Source organism: Thiomicrorhabdus sediminis (genome assembly GCF_005885815.1).
Taxonomy (GTDB): Bacteria; Pseudomonadota; Gammaproteobacteria; order Thiomicrospirales; family Thiomicrospiraceae; genus Thiomicrorhabdus; species Thiomicrorhabdus sediminis.
Genome location: NZ_CP040602.1, coordinates 1,710,209 through 1,730,394 on the forward strand (window position 1 = coordinate 1,710,209; position 20,186 = coordinate 1,730,394).

The 20,186-nt window shown below is 44.4% G+C and carries 21 protein-coding genes and 1 tRNA gene; 11 read left to right on the forward strand and 11 right to left on the reverse strand.

From position 1 onward, the window contains the following. The first annotated feature begins 79 nt into the window (after window positions 1-79). The 6 genes from FE785_RS10820 (at window position 80) to FE785_RS07805 (ending at window position 3,301) form a co-directional block, all read left to right on the forward strand. Window positions 80-226 (forward strand): hypothetical protein, encoded by a 147-nt coding sequence (locus FE785_RS10820; RefSeq protein ID WP_168188937.1) that lies wholly within the window; start codon window positions 80-82, stop codon window positions 224-226. A 205-nt stretch (window positions 227-431) separates the two neighbouring features. Then, a complete protein-coding gene (locus FE785_RS07790; protein ID WP_168188938.1) occupies window positions 432-827 on the forward strand; it encodes a hypothetical protein in 396 nt (131 codons plus the stop codon). Further along, window positions 824-1,030, forward strand: a complete 207-nt coding sequence (locus FE785_RS07795; RefSeq protein ID WP_138565215.1) for a hypothetical protein — start codon at window positions 824-826, stop codon at window positions 1,028-1,030. The genes FE785_RS07790 and FE785_RS07795 overlap by 4 nt, the downstream gene beginning before the upstream one ends. After that, window positions 1,027-1,818, forward strand: coding sequence for a PilZ domain-containing protein (locus FE785_RS07800; protein ID WP_138565216.1), 792 nt, complete (start codon window positions 1,027-1,029; stop codon window positions 1,816-1,818). Before FE785_RS07795 ends, FE785_RS07800 begins: the two co-directional genes overlap by 4 nt. A 203-nt stretch (window positions 1,819-2,021) precedes the next feature. Further along, window positions 2,022-2,201 carry a DUF6538 domain-containing protein gene (locus tag FE785_RS11025; RefSeq protein ID WP_420856742.1) on the forward strand — a complete coding sequence of 60 codons (180 nt, stop codon included), beginning with the start codon at window positions 2,022-2,024 and terminating at the stop codon, window positions 2,199-2,201. 119 nt (window positions 2,202-2,320) lie between these two features. Next, window positions 2,321-3,301: a tyrosine-type recombinase/integrase gene (locus FE785_RS07805; RefSeq protein WP_138565217.1), complete on the forward strand. Its 981-nt coding sequence runs from the start codon at window positions 2,321-2,323 to the stop codon at window positions 3,299-3,301. Between the two features lie 4 nt (window positions 3,302-3,305). On the opposite strand, the gene FE785_RS07810 is transcribed toward FE785_RS07805, so the two are convergent. Genes FE785_RS07810 through FE785_RS07820 form a run of 3 tightly spaced genes read right to left on the reverse strand, consistent with a single transcriptional unit; the run spans window position 3,306 to window position 5,354 of the window. Continuing rightward, window positions 3,306-4,148, reverse strand: a complete 843-nt coding sequence (locus tag FE785_RS07810) for a hypothetical protein (protein ID WP_138565218.1) — start codon at window positions 4,146-4,148, stop codon at window positions 3,306-3,308. 19 nt (window positions 4,149-4,167) lie between these two features. Then, window positions 4,168-4,938, reverse strand: coding sequence for a nuclease-related domain-containing protein (locus FE785_RS07815; protein WP_138565219.1), 771 nt, complete (start codon window positions 4,936-4,938; stop codon window positions 4,168-4,170). Beyond that, window positions 4,938-5,354: a hypothetical protein gene (locus FE785_RS07820; protein ID WP_138565220.1), complete on the reverse strand. Its 417-nt coding sequence runs from the start codon at window positions 5,352-5,354 to the stop codon at window positions 4,938-4,940. The genes FE785_RS07815 and FE785_RS07820 overlap by 1 nt, the downstream gene beginning before the upstream one ends. 208 nt (window positions 5,355-5,562) lie before the next feature. Between FE785_RS07820 and FE785_RS07825 the strand changes: the two genes are divergently transcribed. The 3 genes from FE785_RS07825 to FE785_RS07835 all read left to right on the forward strand — a co-directional run bounded on the left by FE785_RS07825 (window position 5,563) and on the right by FE785_RS07835 (window position 8,321). Beyond that, window positions 5,563-6,237: a recombinase family protein gene (locus tag FE785_RS07825; RefSeq protein ID WP_138565221.1), complete on the forward strand. Its 675-nt coding sequence runs from the start codon at window positions 5,563-5,565 to the stop codon at window positions 6,235-6,237. Window positions 6,238-6,682: 445 nt separating this feature from the next. Next, entirely contained in the window at window positions 6,683-7,495 is an 813-nt protein-coding gene (locus FE785_RS07830; protein ID WP_138565222.1) for a hypothetical protein, read from the forward strand. Further along, complete coding sequence (locus FE785_RS07835; RefSeq protein ID WP_138565223.1) at window positions 7,488-8,321, forward strand: ParB N-terminal domain-containing protein; 834 nt, start codon at window positions 7,488-7,490, stop codon at window positions 8,319-8,321. Before FE785_RS07830 ends, FE785_RS07835 begins: the two co-directional genes overlap by 8 nt. Before the next feature lie 153 nt (window positions 8,322-8,474). Here FE785_RS07835 and FE785_RS07840 read toward each other — a convergent pair whose 3' ends face one another. Then, window positions 8,475-8,936 carry a hypothetical protein gene (locus tag FE785_RS07840; RefSeq protein ID WP_138565224.1) on the reverse strand — a complete coding sequence of 154 codons (462 nt, stop codon included), beginning with the start codon at window positions 8,934-8,936 and terminating at the stop codon, window positions 8,475-8,477. Between the two features lie 183 nt (window positions 8,937-9,119). Between FE785_RS07840 and FE785_RS07845 the strand changes: the two genes are divergently transcribed. Beyond that, entirely contained in the window at window positions 9,120-10,010 is an 891-nt protein-coding gene (locus FE785_RS07845) for a DUF2971 domain-containing protein (protein ID WP_138565225.1), read from the forward strand. A 108-nt stretch (window positions 10,011-10,118) separates the two neighbouring features. Here FE785_RS07845 and FE785_RS07850 read toward each other — a convergent pair. The 4 genes from FE785_RS07850 to FE785_RS07865 form a co-directional block, all read right to left on the reverse strand. Further along, window positions 10,119-10,195: transfer RNA gene (locus FE785_RS07850), tRNA-Pro, on the reverse strand. 110 nt (window positions 10,196-10,305) lie between these two features. Next, window positions 10,306-11,763: an efflux transporter outer membrane subunit gene (locus FE785_RS07855; protein WP_138565226.1), complete on the reverse strand. Its 1,458-nt coding sequence runs from the start codon at window positions 11,761-11,763 to the stop codon at window positions 10,306-10,308. Between the two features lie 13 nt (window positions 11,764-11,776). Further along, window positions 11,777-14,923: an efflux RND transporter permease subunit gene (locus tag FE785_RS07860; protein WP_138565227.1), complete on the reverse strand. Its 3,147-nt coding sequence runs from the start codon at window positions 14,921-14,923 to the stop codon at window positions 11,777-11,779. A 36-nt stretch (window positions 14,924-14,959) separates the two neighbouring features. Continuing rightward, window positions 14,960-16,108 carry an efflux RND transporter periplasmic adaptor subunit gene (locus FE785_RS07865; protein WP_138565228.1) on the reverse strand — a complete coding sequence of 383 codons (1,149 nt, stop codon included), beginning with the start codon at window positions 16,106-16,108 and terminating at the stop codon, window positions 14,960-14,962. Window positions 16,109-16,331: 223 nt separating this feature from the next. Here FE785_RS07865 and FE785_RS07870 point away from each other — a divergent pair, with 223 nt between their 5' ends. After that, window positions 16,332-17,033, forward strand: coding sequence for a TetR/AcrR family transcriptional regulator (locus FE785_RS07870; RefSeq protein WP_138565229.1), 702 nt, complete (start codon window positions 16,332-16,334; stop codon window positions 17,031-17,033). A 20-nt stretch (window positions 17,034-17,053) separates the two neighbouring features. On the opposite strand, the gene FE785_RS07875 is transcribed toward FE785_RS07870, so the two are convergent. The 3 genes from FE785_RS07875 to pheT are packed head-to-tail and all read right to left on the reverse strand — an operon-like array spanning window position 17,054 to window position 20,174. Next, complete coding sequence (locus FE785_RS07875; RefSeq protein WP_138565230.1) at window positions 17,054-17,449, reverse strand: MerR family transcriptional regulator; 396 nt, start codon at window positions 17,447-17,449, stop codon at window positions 17,054-17,056. Then, a complete protein-coding gene (locus tag FE785_RS07880; RefSeq protein ID WP_138565231.1) occupies window positions 17,436-17,729 on the reverse strand; it encodes an integration host factor subunit alpha in 294 nt (97 codons plus the stop codon). Before FE785_RS07880 ends, FE785_RS07875 begins: the two co-directional genes overlap by 14 nt. Before the next feature lie 54 nt (window positions 17,730-17,783). After that, complete coding sequence (gene pheT / locus FE785_RS07885) at window positions 17,784-20,174, reverse strand: phenylalanine--tRNA ligase subunit beta (RefSeq protein ID WP_138565232.1); 2,391 nt, start codon at window positions 20,172-20,174, stop codon at window positions 17,784-17,786. Window positions 20,175-20,186 lie beyond the last annotated feature (12 nt).

Genomic DNA, 20,186 nt, shown 5'->3' on the forward strand with positions numbered 1-20,186 from the left:
TTTTTTCAGAAATAAATTTGACAACACGAGCATTTAGTAATATATTATTACTGAAAATAACAAAAAGAGGGCTTTAGTTATGAAAAATTCTAAACTAGATAAGAAGATTAGCAAGACTTGGAAAAAGCTCTTAAAAGCGAACGTACACCACGATGAAAGCCAAGCCAACTCTCTTATGAAAGAGATGATTATGCTGGAAATCGAACAAAAAAGACGTCGCCACTAATCTTATGATCATTTAACTAGCCACTTTGGTGGCTAGGCTATTTACCCCCTTTCCTCCCAAGCCAAGCAATCCAAAAACTCTTTGACAGTTAATCTTTCACAGATTATTTCAGCATAGTAAAATAGCCCCGAAAGCGTCTTATGGAGACTTCAGCTTGTCAGGCACTCAATACCACACCGATCGCTCCCTTATCAACGAGCTCAATTTGAACAGTAGAGATATTGCTCTGCATATGGCTTTGCATGTGCCTTTAAAGCAATTGTTTGAATTCAAATATCGCCAGCAAGACAATTTTAATGATGAAGACTTCAGCGCATTAAAGCCGATTGAAAAGGCTCTTATCGTCAATGCCTTGATCAGTTATCGCCTAAGCTGTATCGATCATCTACATTTTTTTGATGACCATAAGATCGATTTTATGCTCAATGAATTCATTCGTGCCTATGAAGACTTCCTTAAACTCAAGCACTTAGCCGTCGTCAATTATGTCGAAGAGATAAAAAGCCACTTTCCAAAAGCGGTTGAATGGATACAATTTATCGAACAGCAAGCGCGCGTCAACAAACACCTGTATACAACTCATAGCGGCTTATTTGGATGAAACAGATCAAGGAACGTCGTCGCTATTTCCGCGTTGCAGGCAAAATGCATCTGCACTTTATGCAGAGCTATGAGAACATCAACCCGAATAAAAGTTCCTTTATCGACTTTTTCAGTGATGATATCGAATACACCGCTTTCTGTTTTGAGGAGTTCGTCAAAAACGTCAGGATACCTTTAATGATGATATTCAAACCGTATTGACCGACAGAGAAGAACACCGCCAAATTGATCAGGCATTGCGCTGCCTGAACCAGAAAATCAAGCTGCTCGAAACGGCAATGACACAAGTCTCCAAAGGGCTGTCGCCTTACAATGATGATGAGTTTTTGGTGCTCTATGATGAACTGATTCAACCGATTCGCCTTGCGGTGATTGCCGGTAACGAGAGAACCAGTAGCATTATTCGTAATTTCGATGAAAAGGTTCTGCACTTTTTTGCCGTGGTCGACCGTGTGGTACAAAATTCCGGTTATGATGAAATCTACTCGGAAGAGTTTGTCCGTGATTTTGATATTGATGACGATATGATTTCATTGCGCCGCATTTACGGTTCAAACCATTCAAAGCTGGCTCGCCTGTTCATTTCACTCTATGAATATCTGGATGAGATTATTCGCGTCTTCAACGATGTGATCAACGGACGAACCATTATCGAACAACCCGATGTCTGGGCGATGCGTGATGTCAACATCTCCGCTGGCGGTATCGGTTTCACCACGCCCTATAAACTCCATGAAGGCATGATTCTGGATCTGTTCTTTAAGCTCGACAATGCGCTTGATTACAAAAACCAAGTCAAACAAATGCATATCAAAGCCAAGGTCATGCGTATGCAAGCCACTCCGAAACACTTCTATGTTGGCACCATGTTTTTAGGGGTAAAATCCAAAGAGATCGATTTACTCAATGCCTACGTATTCCATCAAGAAGTAAGCCAAGCGCAAGATTTCATTCAAAACCTATCTTCGCCAACACCGTCCAAAAAATAACGCTGGCGACGAAGACAATACATATCCACGACTCGAAATCCAAACAAAAAAAGCCAACTTACGCAATTGACTTAAAAAGAAACTGGTCGGAGTGACAGGATTTGAATCTGCGACCAAACTCACTACCCGCCTAGACTATCCCACATTATAAGGATTAACGACGTATAATACCTAGTTACAACCTAGTTACATAGAGCGTCTAAATGCCTAAACACCTCACCAAACAGTTCAACACATGGACATACAACCGCAGAGTTCCCAAAGAACTAAAAGACCACCCCCTATTTGAGGGCAAAGCGGTCATTCGCAAGTCTTTAAAAACGGACTCTCTTACTATAGCCCTGACTCTTAGAGACCAAGAAGATGCAAACTTGAGGCATTAATTTCGGGAGGCTTCATAGCCGAACATGATGCCGCCTTCAAGAGTTTAATCGAGAACGAAGGCCAACCTATTACTATCACAGATGAAAGACTCAGTGAGCTTGAAGCTGCCTTTAGGCAAATGGCTGAGAAGTATGAGATAGGCTATCACCACGATCCAGCGTACAAGCAAGACCCTGAATTAATGGCAATGCTCGACTTCATCAACAAGGCTAAGGGGAAGACACACACGATCTCTGTGACACTCACACAAGCAAAGCAACTAGCCAAAGAGAAGGCTTTAAAAGACGGTAAAGCCCAGCGTTACATCCAAAGCTTCGATAATGTTGTCTCAAAGTTCTTAGGCTTTCTTAACGCTCAGGACATCGAGTTAAAACGCGTAGACACCCTTACTGTTGATAACTACGTGGACTACAGAATTGATCAAGGAGTCACACCTAAGACGGCTAAAAACGACGTTACAACGCTATCGACCATCTTCAAGACAGCCCATAGAAAACAGTTAGTCAAAGGTAACAATCCATTCAGAGAGCCAAACTTAACCGCCAAGCCTACGAAACGAAGAAGCGCCTATGACGTAAGTGAAGTCAAACAGGTACTAAACGCTCTACCTGAGCGATTCAGGCTTTTCTGGAAGGTTGGCTACTATGCGGGAATGAGACGAAGTGAGTTGATTAGTCTTAACTCAGGAAGCATCGTTGAGCTTGAGTCTAAACACGGAACAGTAAAGTGCTTCTCAATAGCTCCTGACGGAGACGGTAAGACCGAAAACGCTACTCGATACATTCCCATTCATCCAGACTTAGAGGCAGACTTAGCAGGGTTCGAGGGCTTTGACTTTGCGGCTAATACCTTTGGCAATCACCGTCTGAAAGTAACGAGAGAACTATTCGGCGATGAATATGCTAAGACCCATGATCTACACAGTCTTAGACATACGTTCTCAACGACTCTGCACAACCACCTAACCGAACAGCCTAACATGGTCGATTGGCTCACAGGTCACTCTCGTACGAATTACTCAGAGAGCTATCGCACGTACTTCCATGGGTATGGTCTGGATAAGCTCTATGAAGCCGTTAAGGCCATCCCAAAGCTCTAAAAGACTAAACTGATTCTGCATATTTATAATCAAACAAATAAAACGCGCTAACGTTATTCATTCTCTTAAGCACAAAACTTGTTCTTTTAACAGGGGGATTCTTGTGAAAGATCACGGAATAAGTAGCTAATATCTTGAGCGTATTGACACTGAGCTGAGCTGTTAAGACTTTCCTTAGTAAAGAACCATCGTTAGGCAGCTCTACAGTATGATCTTCTACAAAATCGACCAACGTACTTAACAAGGAAAAATATGCCCCCAACTCTTCTACAAAGTTTTCTTTCAAATACTTCTTAAACGCTATAACCAGATTATGCTTAGCTTCATCTTCCAGTAATTCAAAAGCGGCAAAATAATCAATACTATAGCTCTTCGTTGGAAGACGAATATCTGGGGATAATTCTGCAAATAGTAACTCCTGATATTTTTTTTCTATTTGGGAATAGATGATTGTTAAAGCTGTTTCACCACCAACATTTTCATCTCTACTATTGCTCCATATCGTCACGCCGTCCTTTCTTTCGTTTAAAAGGTCTACCATGTGATAAAAAGAAGATTCTAAAGCAATCACTCTTTGTTGGCGCTGACTAGCAACTAATTCATTTCGATTTAACTCAAGATCTTCTCTTGTCTCTTTAAGAATTTTATCTTGAATAATTAAGGTCTGTCTGACTTGGAAAGCTGCATAACCAGCAAACAATGCGGTTAGCATTCCAAAGCTATCGCCAAATGCCCCTGTAATAGCAACTGAATGCGCAAAATCTTCGCCTCTTCCAACCACTAATTGAAAATAGAGGATGACGAACACAAATAGAAAGGGAATTAATAAAACCCACAAATATCTCATACAAACTTCCCAACAATAACTACTTTGAAACTATTCCTCGACATGCAGGATAACGCGAACACCCCCAAAATTCATTACCTGCGTTTTGCCCTCTCTTGGCTGTACGTAATGCCATAGCACTGCCACATTTAGGACAACTAGGCGTATCACTCATAGATTTACTCTTAAGACTCTTTACGTGCTCTCTAGTGGTCTGTAAAGAGCGTTCTAGGCGACCTGATTCAATTGCACCTATTAGTCGTTTTATTTCCCACTCTGAAAGTACGGGAACATTCTTAGACTTGATGAACCTAATGTATCCAAAACCGTACGTCACGTTTTCGGGCATGTCAGTCTTAAAGTCACTATCACCGATAAAAACGACAACGGAGTGAATCTCACTGTCATCCAGCTCAAGAAGCGATTGTAGAGTTTTTACGTGCTTGTAATTCTGATGCAGAGGGTTTTGGAACTTACTGGTATGTCTGTAGATTTTCTGAGTCCACAACTTCTGATGCTGACCACCGAATATCCAGCCTTTCATGTTTTTGGTTTCGACGACAAAGACACCATACGGGGAGACGATGATATGATCTATTTGGGTCGTTCCACCGTTCTCAGTGGGTAGTGTCACGTCTTTAATGAGGTGATAGGTGCGTTGATCAAGCCATAGCTTAGCTAAGGCATTAACTAAAAACTCTCCCAGATGCCCTTTAAACCATGAGCTTTTGAATAGCCCAACAAGTAAAACAGCTACAAAAAAGTAGGCAAAAGGGACTAATAAAGGACTTAGATCAACATTGCTAAGCATCACATAACTGGCTCTATGTCACCGAATAGCTGATAAACAGGCTTTGAGTAAATCGAGTTACTTCTTGCTCCTACAATGGAAACTTTCTTGTTTACCAAGTCTAAAGTAATCAACTCCATAACCGCCCACCCTTTATCAGAATTTGACTCTACTGCTGCAAACGATGCCGAGCCTTCAGCTGGAGAAGGGAAAGCCTCGTACTCCATACTTTGATATAGCAACTTTTCATTTCCTTTTGCATCTCTGAAATATGTAGCTTTAGTATCAGCTACTTTGTCTGAATTGCACCCGACTGGAGCCGTCGAGTAACATGACATTCCCTTTAGATTTGTAAACTTAAGAGACACCTCTTTCGCGCTTATGGCTTGACTAAAGATCATAGGTAACACAGCAAGAGAAAGTAGTAGCTTTTTCATCAAACATCCTTTGTTATCAATTAAGCATAAATACTACCACGACCACCGCCAACACGACACACCCTTTAACCCACTTTTTTGAATCGCCTTTAGATTTACCCCATGGGGGTTCTATTTTGGCCTAGGAGTCCCTAAGTTAATCGCTACATAACATACACAACGAACGTAGTTATTTGTTACACTTAGCGCACAACGAAGAGGAAGCCCCATGACAGACCCAATCAAGTACGTTACTTACTACCGTGTATCAACCAAGAAGCAAGGTGACTCAGGGCTTGGTCTTGATGCCCAGAGGCGAGACATTCAGCTGTTCTTGGACAACTACTCAGGCGTTCCTTATGAGGTCTTAGCGGAGTTCGTAGAGGTTGAGTCGGGAGCGAACGCTGAGCGCAAGGAACTGAGCGAGGCTATCGCACTAGCGAAGAAGGAAGCTGCTATTCTGCTTGTCGCTAAGTTAGACCGCCTGAGCCGTAAGGTCTCCTTCGTCTCTTCCCTAATGGATGACAAAGGGCTGAATCTCAAGGTTGCCCAGATGCCCAATGCCGATAAGTTCCAGTTGCATATCTATGCGGCTTTAGCTGAACAAGAGAGAGACTTCATATCGAAGAGAACCAAGGCCGCACTCGCTGAGGCCAAGGCTAGAGGTCAGAAGCTAGGTGGATTACGTGACAAGACCAACGAACGAAACAAGGCCAAGCGTAAGGTAGCGGATGACTTTGCGGCTAAATTCAGAGGCATCCTTAGCCCTATGGTCTCTGCTCAAATGAGCCTTGAGGCTATCGCTACGGCTCTCAATGAGGCTGGGCATAAGACGGCTCAAGGGAAGACCTTTAAGGCCATGACGGTTAAACGATTGCTCGATAGACTGAACCTCAAGGAATAAGGTTGGGGCTTGCTCAACGAAAGCCTTTTGAAGACCTTTGACTTTACACGGAAATCTAACCTTAGCTGCCCAAAGGAGACCATAACAACCATCCCCAAAGGGTCAACCATGTACAACTATCCTATTGATAATTAAGACTTTACTCAGCGCAAACCATGTGTATCATATCGCCTCCAATAAGCATAACTAAGCATCCATGGAGGATACATGACCGAGCATTTCTACTGCTTCGATACCCACAGCATTAAACAAGACCTACTAACTTCCGACTTCCTCAGTGATCTAGGAGCTATAATGCTCACCCCCATAGGCAAGCCCAATGCAGAGACCCTAGAGGCTATGGCCTATCAAGACAGAACAGCGGTTGAGCTTGGAAGTCTATTCTTTGAGCTTGGCAACGCATAGCAATGGCAGACATGAACAAAAATAATAAGGAGAGTGTCGAATGACTCAAGACACCACAAAGATTGACACCAAGGACATTGTTGCAGGCTTTAGGTTTGTAACTATTGAGGGTTGTGTGGCAGAGGTATTATCCGTTAGAAACTCCCGTGAAGTGGAAATACTGTTTATCAACACAGGCAATACAAAGGTTGTCGCAAAAGACCTTATTCAGAGACAAAGCATAAAGAACCCGATGCACCCTTCTATGTGTGGAGTTGGTTATTTAGGCATTGGCGAATACTCGACTAAAGGAAATAAGGCCGCTTATGACAAATGGCGCACAATGCTCAAACGTTGCTACGGTAACAGTGCTAAAGAGGCCTATAAGAATGTAACCGTGCGCGTTGAGTGGCATAACTTTCAGAATTTCGCCCATTGGTTTTATGAAGACAGTAACCACCAAGACGGATGGGAAATCGACAAGGATATTCTCGGCGATGGCTCTATGGAGTATGCGCCTGATAACTGCCTGTTTATTCCTAAAGACGCAAACACAGCCTATCAAAACGGAATAGATAGCATAGAGCTGCCCCCTAGTGAAATCAGCAAGAAAGACCCTGAACTTGCTAAAGCTATCATCGCGAGAAAGCAGCTAGGAGAACTTCCAATAGATGAAGCCTTGAGACTCAAGAAATTCATCAAGCTTAGAGCCACGCGCTACCTGTTAATTGAGCTTGAAGCAGACCACCCTCTAATCCTAAAGGCTATCGCTAAACTTGATGAAAAGGAGTTAGAGGTCAACCCAGAGGTTGTCCGAGTCTTCACTAACTCTGATGGAGAGACCTTCGTTAAACCGACAGGCCACAATGTCTAAATCACCCAGAGTAAAGAACACTACGGCAACCTATGACCGTATTGATGGCGATATATACTCAGGTCAGAATCAGGTGAGGGACTTCTCTGTTGATGGCGTACACCGTGGTAAAGAGCAGAACCTAAGCCGTAATCATATCGACAATCTTGTAGCTGTACTCAAGGACGGTCACTCATTGGATAGAGTTGATGTCTACCCTAACCCTGAGGGAGGCGCTGATTTTATTCTGATAGACGGACACCACAGACTACAAGCCTATCGGGAAGCCCATGAGCTTGGCTACCGTAACTCTAAGAGTCTGCCCGTAAAGGTTCACCTAGACGTTACACCTAAAGAAGCCCGATTGATGGCCTTCAATGCTAACAAGAAAGATAAGCTATCAATGTCTAAGGAACAGAAACCACAGGAGGCTTGGCTTACTCTGTGGAGACACTGGGATGACCTTAAAGACCTAGGCGGTGAGCGTATATCATCTTGGATGGGTGGAGTAATCAGAAAATCCCTAGCGGCTGACATGAAGAAAGTCATTAAGCGCATGATTGCTGAGGACACCATCTATTCAAAGCAGCTCAATAGCGATAACCCAGTGGTTGAACCTTGGAAGGTTGTCCGTAAGAAATACGATAGAGGCGGTCAAGTAGGAGACCTTGAGGAGAGAAGGCTTAAGGCTTATGTTGACCTTCAATCCAAGGTCTACCGCTTACAGGATTCTCCTGAATGGCAGATACTTGAGGAAGGCCAGCGGCTTCAACTTGCCAGCCTCTTAGTAGGTGAGTCTCTTATAACGAAGCAAGAAGAACAACTCTCAAATAAAGTGCCTTGGTAAACACAACAAAGACTTTTAAATAGCTTTAAATCCGTAGAGATAAAATAAAACAACTAACTCTTTAATAACTAAAGATTTTATAGAAATTCTCATTGTATAAACATTGTCCATAGTGGACACATAAGCGGAGTTAGCTTGCAAGACTCTTTAGCTTCACTCTCGACTTTTTTCACTCTCTGGAGCAAAAGCAGGTAACAACCTCAAGGCTTGGAAGATGGCAATATATGAGTGCGAGTGGATTAAAGCAAGATACAAATGAACTAAAGCAAACCCTATCACTACAACCGAACCAAGGTAGCTAAAATCTTTTGCATTAAATTGAATAAACAGAGTGACTAAGGCAAATGTCGATACTATAGCTATAGTAGCTATTGCCGTTCGCACCATATCTGAATTAACCAGTCTAGGAGGTAAGGCAAACGCGACTAATAATCCGTAGACGACAAAAAGGCTCTTTAAAACCCCAAAGGCTGCTAGGATATAAAGCGATATTATCGAATCAGCCGAAACGCTTCCGTTTAAACTGTGATCGATTGCACTCTCCATAATAGCAATCGGGTATACCATCAGGAGTGATGCTATAAATATCAGCGTTTTTTTCATTTTAATTGACATAATAAAATATCTCCTTTTGATTTAGCTTCAACTTTCTTTCAATCAGTAAAGAACGACTATCACTTATCTGACATAACACTTTTTATAAACTGAACTTTATTGGCAGTTTTCACTTGTACTTGCGACCTCTACGCATGTATAACAATAACAAATCAGAATTTAACCACTACAAGACTATTAAAAATGAATAATGAAATCATTTATCACTATACCGATATGAATGCATGTATGAGCATTTTAGAGAATCAAGAACTTTGGTTAACTGCCCACCCCTATATGAATGATGAACATGAGTTTTTACATGGTTTCGAGCTAATAGAGTCAACTCTTTCTAATGAACTCCAAAAAACAGATAATGAAGAAGTTAAAGCGTTTGTAGCAGTTTTTATGCAGCTTGTCTCAGAATCTTTAATGTTCTCAACATCCTTCTCCAAAGAAGGTGACCTACTATCTCAATGGCGAAGCTATTGCCCAAAAGAAGGCGGAATATCAATAGGATTTGACAGAGCCATCTTGGAAAAATCCTACAGTGGGTACAGTAGCAAAAGTAACAGAGTTAAGCTTGTGGATTGTTGCTATGATGACGATCACTCCAAAGAAATAGCAAATACCTTTTCAATCGTGCTAAGCAACACTGCTCCAAACGGTTATGCAAGAGAAAACCCTATACTGGACAGAGACCAAATACCTTCTACTTACTTAGGCATTATTGGTCATCTTGCTAGGACCAAAAACCCAAGCTTTCAAGAAGAAAAAGAAGTCCGTCTATATACCTATGGCAACATGGATAATGTCCCTTTTATCATTGATGGGGTTCCAAAACCTAACGACTCAGGGTATCTTCAAATGCCTATTACCGTAGTACATCAAAATGTTGTTGAGTTTAGATCAAGAAATGGAGTTCTAGTACCCTACATAACACAGAGCTTTCCTATCGAAGCAATAAAAGAAATAAGGTTAGCCCCATCGAAATACCAAGATTTAAATGTAGATAGCTTAAAAATGTACCTAAAATCCAAAAAACTACATCGCATTAAGATAGTAGCATCCAATATCCCATATAGAACTTTTTAGCCGTATTTTATGACATTGACACCGCAACAAACCTAGTTACAACCTAGTTACACTAAATAAAACATAAATAAGTAACATATTGATTTAATAGAATTAATTTATTATGATTGGTCGGAGTGACAGGATTTGAACCTGCGACCACCACACCCCCAGTGTGGTGCGCTACCAAACTGCGCTACACCCCGTTAGACAATAGGTTTTAGAAAAAAACCGATTGGAAAATTATAGGTTTTTTAGGCTTGAAAGCAAGCCCCTAAATGAACGGCTTACTGTTATTTCAGTCCCGCTTAAAGCATTATGGGTTAGCGCTCTGAGCAGAGTTCTGCCAGATGCCGCCTAAAGCCTTATAAAGATAAACCGCCGCGGTCTGATATTGCTGTTGAACGCTTACCAAATTCAATTCGGCATCCAGCAGACCTCGTTGTGTATCCAACACTTCCAGATAACTGGCATAACCGGCATCAAAACGAGCCTGAGCTAAATCAAATGCCTGTTTCAATTGCTCGATTTGCTGTTTTTGCAGATCGATCTGCTCACTGTAGTTCTGCAGTTGGATCAAACCATCAGAGACTTCTGCAAACGCTTGGGTGACAATTTGACGGTAATTGACCAGCATCATTCCATATTGCGCTTCACTGAACTCGACATCCGCTTGACGGCTACCGCCATCAAACAGCGATTGATCAACATTGGTCTGCGCGTTCCACGCAACCGAATCATCGCGCAATAACCGGCTTAAGGCTTCACTCTGAAAACCTAACAACCCAGTTAAACTCAAGCTTGGCAACAATGCGGCCTTGGCAACGCCTATATTGGCATTAGCCGCCTTTAAACGGGCCTCTGCGGCGATAATATCCGGACGACGTTGCATCACATCAGATGACAAAAAACTCGGTAGCTTAATGGTTTTCATACTCCAACCGGCATCTTCTGGCTGAAAATCATTTTTCAACAGCGCTTGCGGGCTATAACCTAGCAGTTGTGCCAGTGCATTGATTTGCAATCTATAAGCGGCGTTTAACTGCACCTTAACCATCTTGATTGCCGACAACTCGGCCTTAGCCTGATGCAGGCTCAAGGCACTGATACTGCCGTATTGCAGTTGCGATTCACGCAATTCCACATTCTGCTGACGCAAGGCCGCCGTTTTATCGGCAATCTTCAACTGCTGTTGTAAGGCCTGTAGGGAAAGATAAATCTCAGTGACCGCGGCCTTAACACTCAACTGCACAGCCTGCTGATCGGCTTGAGTCGCTTGATACAGGTTTAAGCTCGCCTGCTGGTTGGCTTCGTTTTTGCCCCAGATATCCAGTTCATAACTGACCAATCCCGCCAAACCTAATTGACCGAACTGGGCACCTTGGCCTTGCGGATAAGAGTTGTCACTGGTTTGATTCATGCCGGCATTCAGTTGCAAGCCTAACTGAGGCAGCAACTTGGCATCTGCCTGTTTTAGGTACGCCTCTGCCATTTGCAAATTCAACTTGGCTTTGGCTAAATCAAAGTTATACTGCACAGCTTGTAGCAACAACATCTGCAAAGTTTGATCCGCCGAGAATTGTTGCCAAAAATCGGCCTCATTCTTTAACTGATCGCTAATCGCAAGTCGTTCCGTCGAGATAATGTTTTCTTGCACATCCACTTGAGGTGGCTGGTATTGCGGCATTTGCGAACAACCGCTTAACAAAACACCGACTGCGAAAACGACAGGCAATCGACGCCATTGAACCTTCTTTATTTTCTTGGCATTCATTTGTTTCACCCTTTTATTTGTCGCTATGAGCAGAACTGGAAGCTTCAGCGGCTTGCGGTTTATCAAAACGTTCCGAAAACGCGGCAATCCAGCGGAAAAACATCGGTACAAACATTGGCGCAAAAACCGTTGCGGCAATCATACCGCCTACCAAACCGGTACCGACCGCTTCGCGGGCAGCCGCCCCGGCACCGGTACTCAACATTAGCGGCACGGCAGCGATGGTAAAGGCCAAGGATGTCATAACAATCGGACGGAAGCGTAATCTGGCGGCGTGCTCGGCCGCCTCCGCCAATGGCACACCTTCTTTATGTTTCTGTTTGGCAACCTCGACAATCAAAATGGCGTTCTTCGCCGACAAACCGATTAAGGTCAATAACCCCAGTTCAAAATAGATGTCATTATCCAAACCGCTTAACATCATCGCCACAGAGGCTCCCAATACCGCAAACGGTACTGCGGTCACCACCGCTAATGGAATCGACCAGCGCTCATATTGGGCGGCCAGAATCAAAAAGACAAATAACAAACCAAACAGGAACGCCTGATTACCGGCACTGGCCGACTGCTTCTGCTGATAGGCTTCACCGACCCAACCTAAAGAGTAAGTCTCCGGCAGGATTTCTTTGGCAACCTCTTCAAATGCAGCAATCGCCTGCCCGGAACTGTAGCCCGGTGCTGGCTCCCCCATCAGTTTCGCCGCCGGGAACAGGTTGAAACGGTCGACGACATCAGCGCCGGTCAAACGTTTGAATGTCACCAAAGCACTTAATGGAATCATTTCCCCGCTCTGCGAACGGACAAATACCTGCGCTAGGTCTTCCGGCTTTTCACGAAAATTGGCTTCGGACTGCAAATTCACCTTATAGGCACGGCCATAAAGGTTGAAATCATTGACATACAGACTGCCAAAAGTGGCCTGCATCGCAGAAAACACTTCTTGCGCCGATACCTGCATGCTTTCCGCTTTTTCACGATCAAGTGTTACCTCATATTGCGGCACCTTGGTTGAGAAGGTGGTACGTACAGACTGCAGTTCAGGTCTGGCGGACGCTTTGGCCACCAATTCATCAGTGACCTTGGCCAAAGCCAAAGAACCGTCACCACCACGGCTTTGCAGATAAGCCTCGAAACCACCGGTCATGCTCATACCCATAATGGTCGGCATACCGATGGGAATACTGAATGCATCAGGCACCGCCATCAACTGACCAAACAACTGTCCGACAATCGCTTGCGAACTCATATCGGCAGTCTCTCGTTCATCCCAATGCTTAAGCTTGACAAAAGACACACCTGAATCGGTTTTTTCGGTAAAGGTCTGTAAATCGAAACCGGCAAAACTGATCGCATGTTCTACCCCCGGATGAGCAAGCAAAGTTTCGCTGACGCCATCACGCACCTCTTCCATTCTTGACAAGGACGAAGCTGGTGGCAGATAACTCAAAACAAATAACGTACCCTTATCTTCCTGAGGCAATAGGCTTTTCGGCAAGCCGTTAACCGCCTGGTAGGTAATAAACAGCAAACCGGCAAACAACAACAGGCTTATCGCGCTGTAACGCATAATCGTACGTACGCTGGCGCTAAACCCATCAGTTATCCAGGCAAAGAAACGATTGAACCCGGCAAAAAAACCACTCGGTTTCAAGTGACCGTCTTTTAAGATATTGGCACACAACGCCGGGGTCAGCGTTAAGGCGACTATACCGGAGATGGTCACCGAAATAACGATGGTAATGGCAAACTGCTTATACATCTCTCCGGTCAGACCGCCGACAAAAGCGACCGGGATAAACACCGCGCCCAATACCAATACGATGGCGATAATCGGCCCGGTGATTTCATTCATCGCCTTAATGGTGGCTTCTCGTGCCGAGAGTTTATAGGTGCTCATAATGCGCTCGACATTCTCAACCACAATAATCGCATCATCAACCACGATACCTATGGCGAGAATCATACCGAACAGCGTCAGCTGGTTAATAGAAAAACCAAGCAGATACATACCGATAAAAGTACCGATGATCGAGACCGGAATGGCCAGTACCGGAATCAAGGTGGCACGGAAATTCTGTAAGAACAGATAGACAACCAATACCACCAGAATCAACGCTTCGATTAGGGTATAGATCACCTTTTCAATGGAAATTTCGACAAACTCAGAAGTATCGTAAGGAATGGCGTAAGACAAGCCTTTTGGAAAGCGCTGCGCCAGCTCTTCCAGTTTAGCGTCAATCAACGCTGATGCTTCCAGCGCATTTGCCCCAGGTTGCAAGAACACACCCATGGGCACGGTTGGCTGACCATCATAGGTAGCATTGAAGTTATAGGCTTGCGCTCCCAACTCAACACGAGCGACATCTTTCAGATGCAGAATCGAACCGTCGTTATTGGCACGCAGGATAATGTTTTCGAACTGTTTGGCATCGGTTAGACGACCGGCGGTAGTCACCGTATAGGTAAATGCTTGACCATTTTCCATCGGCTCCTGACCGAAACGCCCGGCGGCAAATTGCGAGTTCTGAGCCTTAATCGCCTTGGCGATATCGTTCGGCGTCAATTTGAATTGTGCCAGTTTATTGGGATCCAACCAAATACGCATCGAGTAATCTTTGGCACCGAACTGACGGACTTCACCGATTCCGGGAATACGCGCCAGCTCATCAACCACATTGATCAAACCGTAATTGGCGATAAAAACCGTGTCCAAACTGGCATTATCTGAATATAACGCGACCACTTTGAGGATGCTGGAAGAGCGTTTATTGACCTTAACACCGGTTTGCTGCACCTCGCTTGGCAGACGGCTCAATGCACTTTGCACACGGTTATTGACATTGATATTGGCTTTTTCCACATCGGTACCGATATCAAAGGTCACCGTTAGCGTCAAAGTACCGGACGATGAGGTGACACTATTGATATAGAGCATATCGTCGATACCGTTAATCGCTTGCTCCAAAGGCCCAGCCACGGTTTCGGAAATCGTTTCGGCACTCGCTCCCGGATACTGGGCGATCACCTGAACCTGAGGGGGAACAATTTGCGGATATTCGGCAATCGGTACCGATTTCATTCCAAGAAAGCCGGCAATAACGATAATCAGTGAAAACACACTGGCCATGACCGGACGATCAATAAAAAATTTTGACAACATAAGAGATTCCTTGGCTAATTTGACAGCATCAGCTGTTTACGGCTTAGACTTTGCTGCACTATTTTGCGTGGCGTTTGCTGGCGGCATATTCATCACTTTTACCGGTGATTTCGGTCTCAGGCGGATTAGATTATTGATAATCACCTGCTGTCCGGCTTTTAAGCCCTTATTAACCAGCCATTGATTTTCATAGGCACCGGCAAGGCCGACTGGAACCATTTCTGCAACCCCGTCATCGACGATATAGACAAAGGCTTGAGCGCCCATCTGTAAAACCGCTTTCTGCGGAATTTTATAAACCTGCTGATAATCACCGGCAACGACACGGATACGCACGAATTCACCAGGCATCAGCGTTCCCTGAGGATTGTCAAATACTGCTCGTGCAGCCACCTTACCGTTGGCAGCATCGATCTTGCTATCGATAAAATCGACATATCCGCTAACTAAGGCTTTTTTCTGAGCATTGAGCACTTCGGCGATCAATTTGGTATTGTCGTTATTGCGGAAAAAGCTGACATCCGAATCGGCAATCGAGAAATCGACATAAACCTTATCCATCTGAGTGACGCTGTTCAGAGTTCGGTTATTGTCGTTACTGCCAACCAGACTACCGATGTCTTGCTGCTTGGCACTGATGATTCCACTAATCGGCGCTCTAACGCTGGTGTAATCCAAATCGATCTGAGCATTTTCCAGATTGGCTTGCGCCGCCAATAAAGAAGCTCTTGCCAATTCCAGATTGGATTGCGCCTTATCCACTTCCTGCTGACTGACACCTTGTTTTTTATAGAGTCCGCTTAAGCGGCGATATTCACGCTCCGCCTGCGCGATTTGAGCCTTGGCGGTAACAACCTGAGCCTTGGCCTGCTGTACCAAAGCACGGTAACGGCGCTCATCGATCTTATAAAGTTTTTGACCTTTTGTAACGGCCTGACCTTCTGTATAAAAGCGTTGTTCCAATATACCGCTGACTCGGACAAACACATCCACTTGTTGCAGCGCTTTGATACGCCCGGGAAACTCAAAGGTGACCGGCACATTGACAGCTTCAGCACTCACCACGACAACCGGCATTGGCGGTTGCTGTGAATTGGCGATAGCACTACCGGCATAACTTAATGCCAGGGCCACTAGTGAGATCAACAGGGTTTGGACAGAACGGGCGGACTTCTGCATAGACATAGGATTCCCCAAAAATTACACAGCAGACTCCTCACATTGTTGAGAAATTGTGCCGTTATGATAGATAAAATGGATTTACTGATAAAAAGTGTAGCACACATTACACTTTTTGCTCAAATGATAAATTACAGGTATCATAGAACTCTATTTTCATAAAATTAGAACGACCCGATTCAACGCCGGTTTGTTCCAGCTTGTTTTAAGCTATAAAGTATAGAAGACCATGACCACAGCCCTATCAGCACAAGAACCGCAAAGCAAAAACCGACAGAGTAAGTCTTCTACCGCTGACACAACTCGTGGCAATAAAACGGTACAACCCAGCACCAAACGCGGTGTTGCCCGACAACAAAAAATTCTCGAGATCGCTGAGCAACAGTTTTTGCAATACGGTTATTCCGGCAGCAGCGTCAATGAAATCATGCGCTTATCAGGCGGCTCTTTAGGCACTTTATATCGTCAGTTCGGTAATAAACTAGGGTTGTTTGAAGCGGTATTCAAAAAGAAATCGAAAGAACTATTTCAGCCTTTCGAGACAGAAACCCATTGGCCTGAAGAATTTGGCGAAGGGCTCTATCATTTCGGCAAAACCATGCAAGACATCGCCTTATCGGCTGATGGTATCGCGATTTATCGTTTGGTCATCACCGAAAACAATATCGATCAAAGTAAAATCCAGAAAATTTTCTACCGTTACGGGCCGACCATTGCCATAGACGTTCTCGCCAAATATCTGGATAAACACATTGCAAACACTCGCCTGCCAGAGTTTAATTCTGAACTCTATGCACAGCAGTTTCTGGAAATGATCAAAGGACCGTTTTTATTGAAGGCTTTATTGGGTGAAGAGATTACCGATAAAGAAAGAGAGCTGGCGTTAAGCCAAGCGGTTGATCTATTCTGCAACAGTTTGCAGAAGCGATAAGATAAAGACTTTAAGGAAAATTAAAAACGCTGCTTAATGTAGTCGGCGAACTGTTTCAGTTCAGACTGCATTTTTTGCATCTGTTCGACAACGGTGGCCTGCTCGGAAGTCAGACTGGAATCTTCGATATCGATATCACGTTTTGATAAACGTGTTTTCGCGCCGGGAATGGTAAAACCTTGGTCATGCAGTAAGCTTTTGATTTCCAGCACCAGTAGCACATCGTTTTTCTGATAATAACGACGACCACGACGTTTACTAGGCTCAAGTTGTGGAAAAACCTGCTCCCAGTAACGCAATACATGCGATTTTAGCTGACATAAATCTGCCACTTCACCGATGGTGAAGTATTTTTTGTCCGGCAGATCTATCTCCAGCTGTTCAATCGGTAATGATAATTTTTTAGGCTTTGCCATAGTTATCGATTTGCGCACGTAATTTTTGACCAGGCTTAAATGTTACCACTCTTCGTGCTGAGATTGGAACATCTTCACCAGTTCTTGGATTACGACCAGGACGAGGTGCCTTGTCACGCAATTCAAAATTACCGAATCCCGATAATTTAATCTGTTCACCAGAGACCAACACTTCACCGATTTCGTTGTAAAACTGTTCAACCAAATCTTTTGATTCGCGCTTGTTAAAGCCGAATGTATCCGCTAAGTTCTGAGCAATATCCGCTTTTGTCAACGTCATATGTTTTCCCTATTACATATTTAATTGTTGTTTTTATGATTTGCCAAATTGCGCTTAACGCAATTCTGCATTCACAGCCTGTTTTGCAGCAGTTAAGATCTCTGCAACCAGGGCTTCAACTTCTTCATCCTGCAAGGTGCGATCTTGATGCTGTAGTGTCAAGGTAATCGCAACACTCTTATGCTCTTCAGCAACCCCTTGACCACGGTAGATATCAAATAGATCAACCGATTTAAGGATGTCTGATGTGACCGTATTGATCGCATCAATTAAGGCCTGAACGGTAACCGACTCTTGCACAACAAAAGCCAAATCACGCTGAACTTCAGGGAACTTAGAAATCGCAGACGCCTTAGGCACCTGCTTATTTAGAATAGCATCCTGACGAATCTGGAACATAAATACATTACCGTTTACGTCAAACGTTTTCACCAACTGCGGATGCAGCTGACCGATCACACCGACTTCTTTACCATCAAGCATAATCGCGGCTGATTGACCTGGGTGTAATGCCGGATTATTAGTTGGTTCATAACGTACATGCGCCTGAAGGTGACTCATCGTCAATAGACTTTCCAAATCACCTTTCAGGTCATAGAAATCGACGTTACGTGTCGTGCTATGCCATGAAGCATCCGCTACAGGACCTACAATCGCACCGGCCAACATTGGCACCTGCTCGGCACCGGTGGCATCGCTATCGTCCTTATAGAACACCAAACCGGCTTCAAACAGACGAACTCGAGACTGTTGACGGTTCTGGTTATAGGCAACACTCTGCAGCAGACCAGGGAACAAGGTAGTTCGCATCGCTTTCATATCTTCTGAAATCGGATTTTTCAGTAACACATATGGCAATTCAGGTGCGATCGCTTTTTGCTTGTCTTCGGCCACAAAGCTATAGGTGACCACTTCATTGAAACCACGCTGAACCAAAGTATTCTTCAAGGCAATCAATGACTGCTCGTCTTCCGGCAATTCGTTCAATGACATTGGCGCCAGCACAGGTGTTTCCGGTAGATTGTTATAACCGTAAACACGACCGATCTCTTCAATCAAATCCATTTCAATCGCCATATCAAAGCGGAAACTTGGCGCGGTGACCGACCAGCCTTGATCATTCGCGGCAATCTCAAAACCTAGCTTATTGAAGATATCCACTACCTGCGCATCAGCCACTTCAATACCCAAGCGGTTCAAAATAGTGTCACGGCGTAGATTGATTGTCGCAATCTGAGGTAGGTTTTCCGCACTCACTTCACTCACAAACTGACTTACGGTTCCGCCAGCAATTGAGGTAAATAAATCTAATGCACGGTTAAGCGCACGCTCCGGCAGCATTGGGTCAACACCACGCTCGAAACGCATTGAGGAATCGGTATGAAGACCGTAATTACGCGCTTTACCCGTAATCGCCAAACGTGCGAAATGTGCCGATTCAAAGAAAATTTTGCTGGTGTCATCGGTTACAGAAGTCGCTAAACCACCCATAATACCGGCCACGGCAATCGCACCGGAATCATCGGCAATCACTAAAGTATCGCCCTTCAATTGCAGCTCTTTCTCATCCAAGGTGACAATCCTTTCGCCATCATTGGCAAAACGAACTTGAATATCGCCTTGCAGCTTGTCGGCATCGAAAGCATGCATCGGCTGACCCAGTTCCATCAACACATAGTTGGTGATATCGACAACCAAACCTAATGAACGAACACCGCAACGATGTAGCTTCTGCACCATCCATACAGGGGTTTCGGCATTGGTATCAAATCCGCTAACCATCGCGCCTAGATATTTAGGGCAAGCCTGAGCCTCTTTTACCACAACCGCTTGTGAACAAGTCTCGGTACCGGCCATCTGCTTTTCTTCAAACGGTACGCTGAATTGTGCGCCACTGATTGCGTGAACATCGCGGGCAATCCCCAACACACTGAAACAGTCTGCACGGTTTGGTGTCAGATCAACGTCGATACAGCTATCGTCTAAATCGAAGTACTCACGTACATCGGTACCGATTGGCGCATCTTCCGGCAGAACATGAAGACCATCTATACCATCATCCGGCAAGCCAAGCTCATTCGTACTACACAACATACCGTTCGACGGCTGGCCACGCAGTTTGGCTTTTTTGATTTTGAAATCACCCGGTAGCACAGCTCCCACCTTGGCACAACAGACTTTCATACCTGCGACAACATTCGGTGCACCACAGACGATCTGTACCAGTTCACCATCTCCGGTATCAACCTGAGTAATGTTCAATTTGTCAGCATCAGGATGCTTTTCAACCGAAACCACCTGAGCGACAACCACATTGCTGAATGACGGAGCCGCAGGCTCAACATCATCGACTTCCAAGCCAGCTAAACTTAAGGATTCAGATAAGGTGTTGGTATCCCATTCAGGGCTAGTCCACTCTCTTAACCAATTTTCACTAAATTTCATATTCTTTTTTCT

Bases quoted from the DNA above. Each gene is read 5' to 3' on its own strand.
- FE785_RS10820 (WP_168188937.1), top strand. From the start codon at position 80: ATGAAAAATTCTAAACTAGATAAGAAGATTAGCAAGACTTGGAAAAAG.
- FE785_RS07795 (WP_138565215.1), top strand. From the start codon at position 824: ATGAAACAGATCAAGGAACGTCGTCGCTATTTCCGCGTTGCAGGCAAA.
- FE785_RS11025 (WP_420856742.1), top strand. From the start codon at position 2,022: ATGCCTAAACACCTCACCAAACAGTTCAACACATGGACATACAACCGC.
- FE785_RS07805 (WP_138565217.1), top strand. From the start codon at position 2,321: ATGGCTGAGAAGTATGAGATAGGCTATCACCACGATCCAGCGTACAAG.
- FE785_RS07810 (WP_138565218.1), bottom strand. From the start codon at position 4,148: ATGAGATATTTGTGGGTTTTATTAATTCCCTTTCTATTTGTGTTCGTC.
- FE785_RS07815 (WP_138565219.1), bottom strand. From the start codon at position 4,938: ATGCTTAGCAATGTTGATCTAAGTCCTTTATTAGTCCCTTTTGCCTAC.
- FE785_RS07820 (WP_138565220.1), bottom strand. From the start codon at position 5,354: ATGAAAAAGCTACTACTTTCTCTTGCTGTGTTACCTATGATCTTTAGT.
- FE785_RS07825 (WP_138565221.1), top strand. From the start codon at position 5,563: ATGACAGACCCAATCAAGTACGTTACTTACTACCGTGTATCAACCAAG.
- FE785_RS07830 (WP_138565222.1), top strand. From the start codon at position 6,683: ATGACTCAAGACACCACAAAGATTGACACCAAGGACATTGTTGCAGGC.
- FE785_RS07835 (WP_138565223.1), top strand. From the start codon at position 7,488: ATGTCTAAATCACCCAGAGTAAAGAACACTACGGCAACCTATGACCGT.
- FE785_RS07840 (WP_138565224.1), bottom strand. From the start codon at position 8,936: ATGTCAATTAAAATGAAAAAAACGCTGATATTTATAGCATCACTCCTG.
- FE785_RS07845 (WP_138565225.1), top strand. From the start codon at position 9,120: ATGAATAATGAAATCATTTATCACTATACCGATATGAATGCATGTATG.
- FE785_RS07855 (WP_138565226.1), bottom strand. From the start codon at position 11,763: ATGAATGCCAAGAAAATAAAGAAGGTTCAATGGCGTCGATTGCCTGTC.
- FE785_RS07860 (WP_138565227.1), bottom strand. From the start codon at position 14,923: ATGTTGTCAAAATTTTTTATTGATCGTCCGGTCATGGCCAGTGTGTTT.
- FE785_RS07865 (WP_138565228.1), bottom strand. From the start codon at position 16,108: ATGTCTATGCAGAAGTCCGCCCGTTCTGTCCAAACCCTGTTGATCTCA.
- FE785_RS07870 (WP_138565229.1), top strand. From the start codon at position 16,332: ATGACCACAGCCCTATCAGCACAAGAACCGCAAAGCAAAAACCGACAG.
- FE785_RS07875 (WP_138565230.1), bottom strand. From the start codon at position 17,449: ATGGCAAAGCCTAAAAAATTATCATTACCGATTGAACAGCTGGAGATA.
- FE785_RS07880 (WP_138565231.1), bottom strand. From the start codon at position 17,729: ATGACGTTGACAAAAGCGGATATTGCTCAGAACTTAGCGGATACATTC.
- pheT (WP_138565232.1), bottom strand. From the start codon at position 20,174: ATGAAATTTAGTGAAAATTGGTTAAGAGAGTGGACTAGCCCTGAATGG.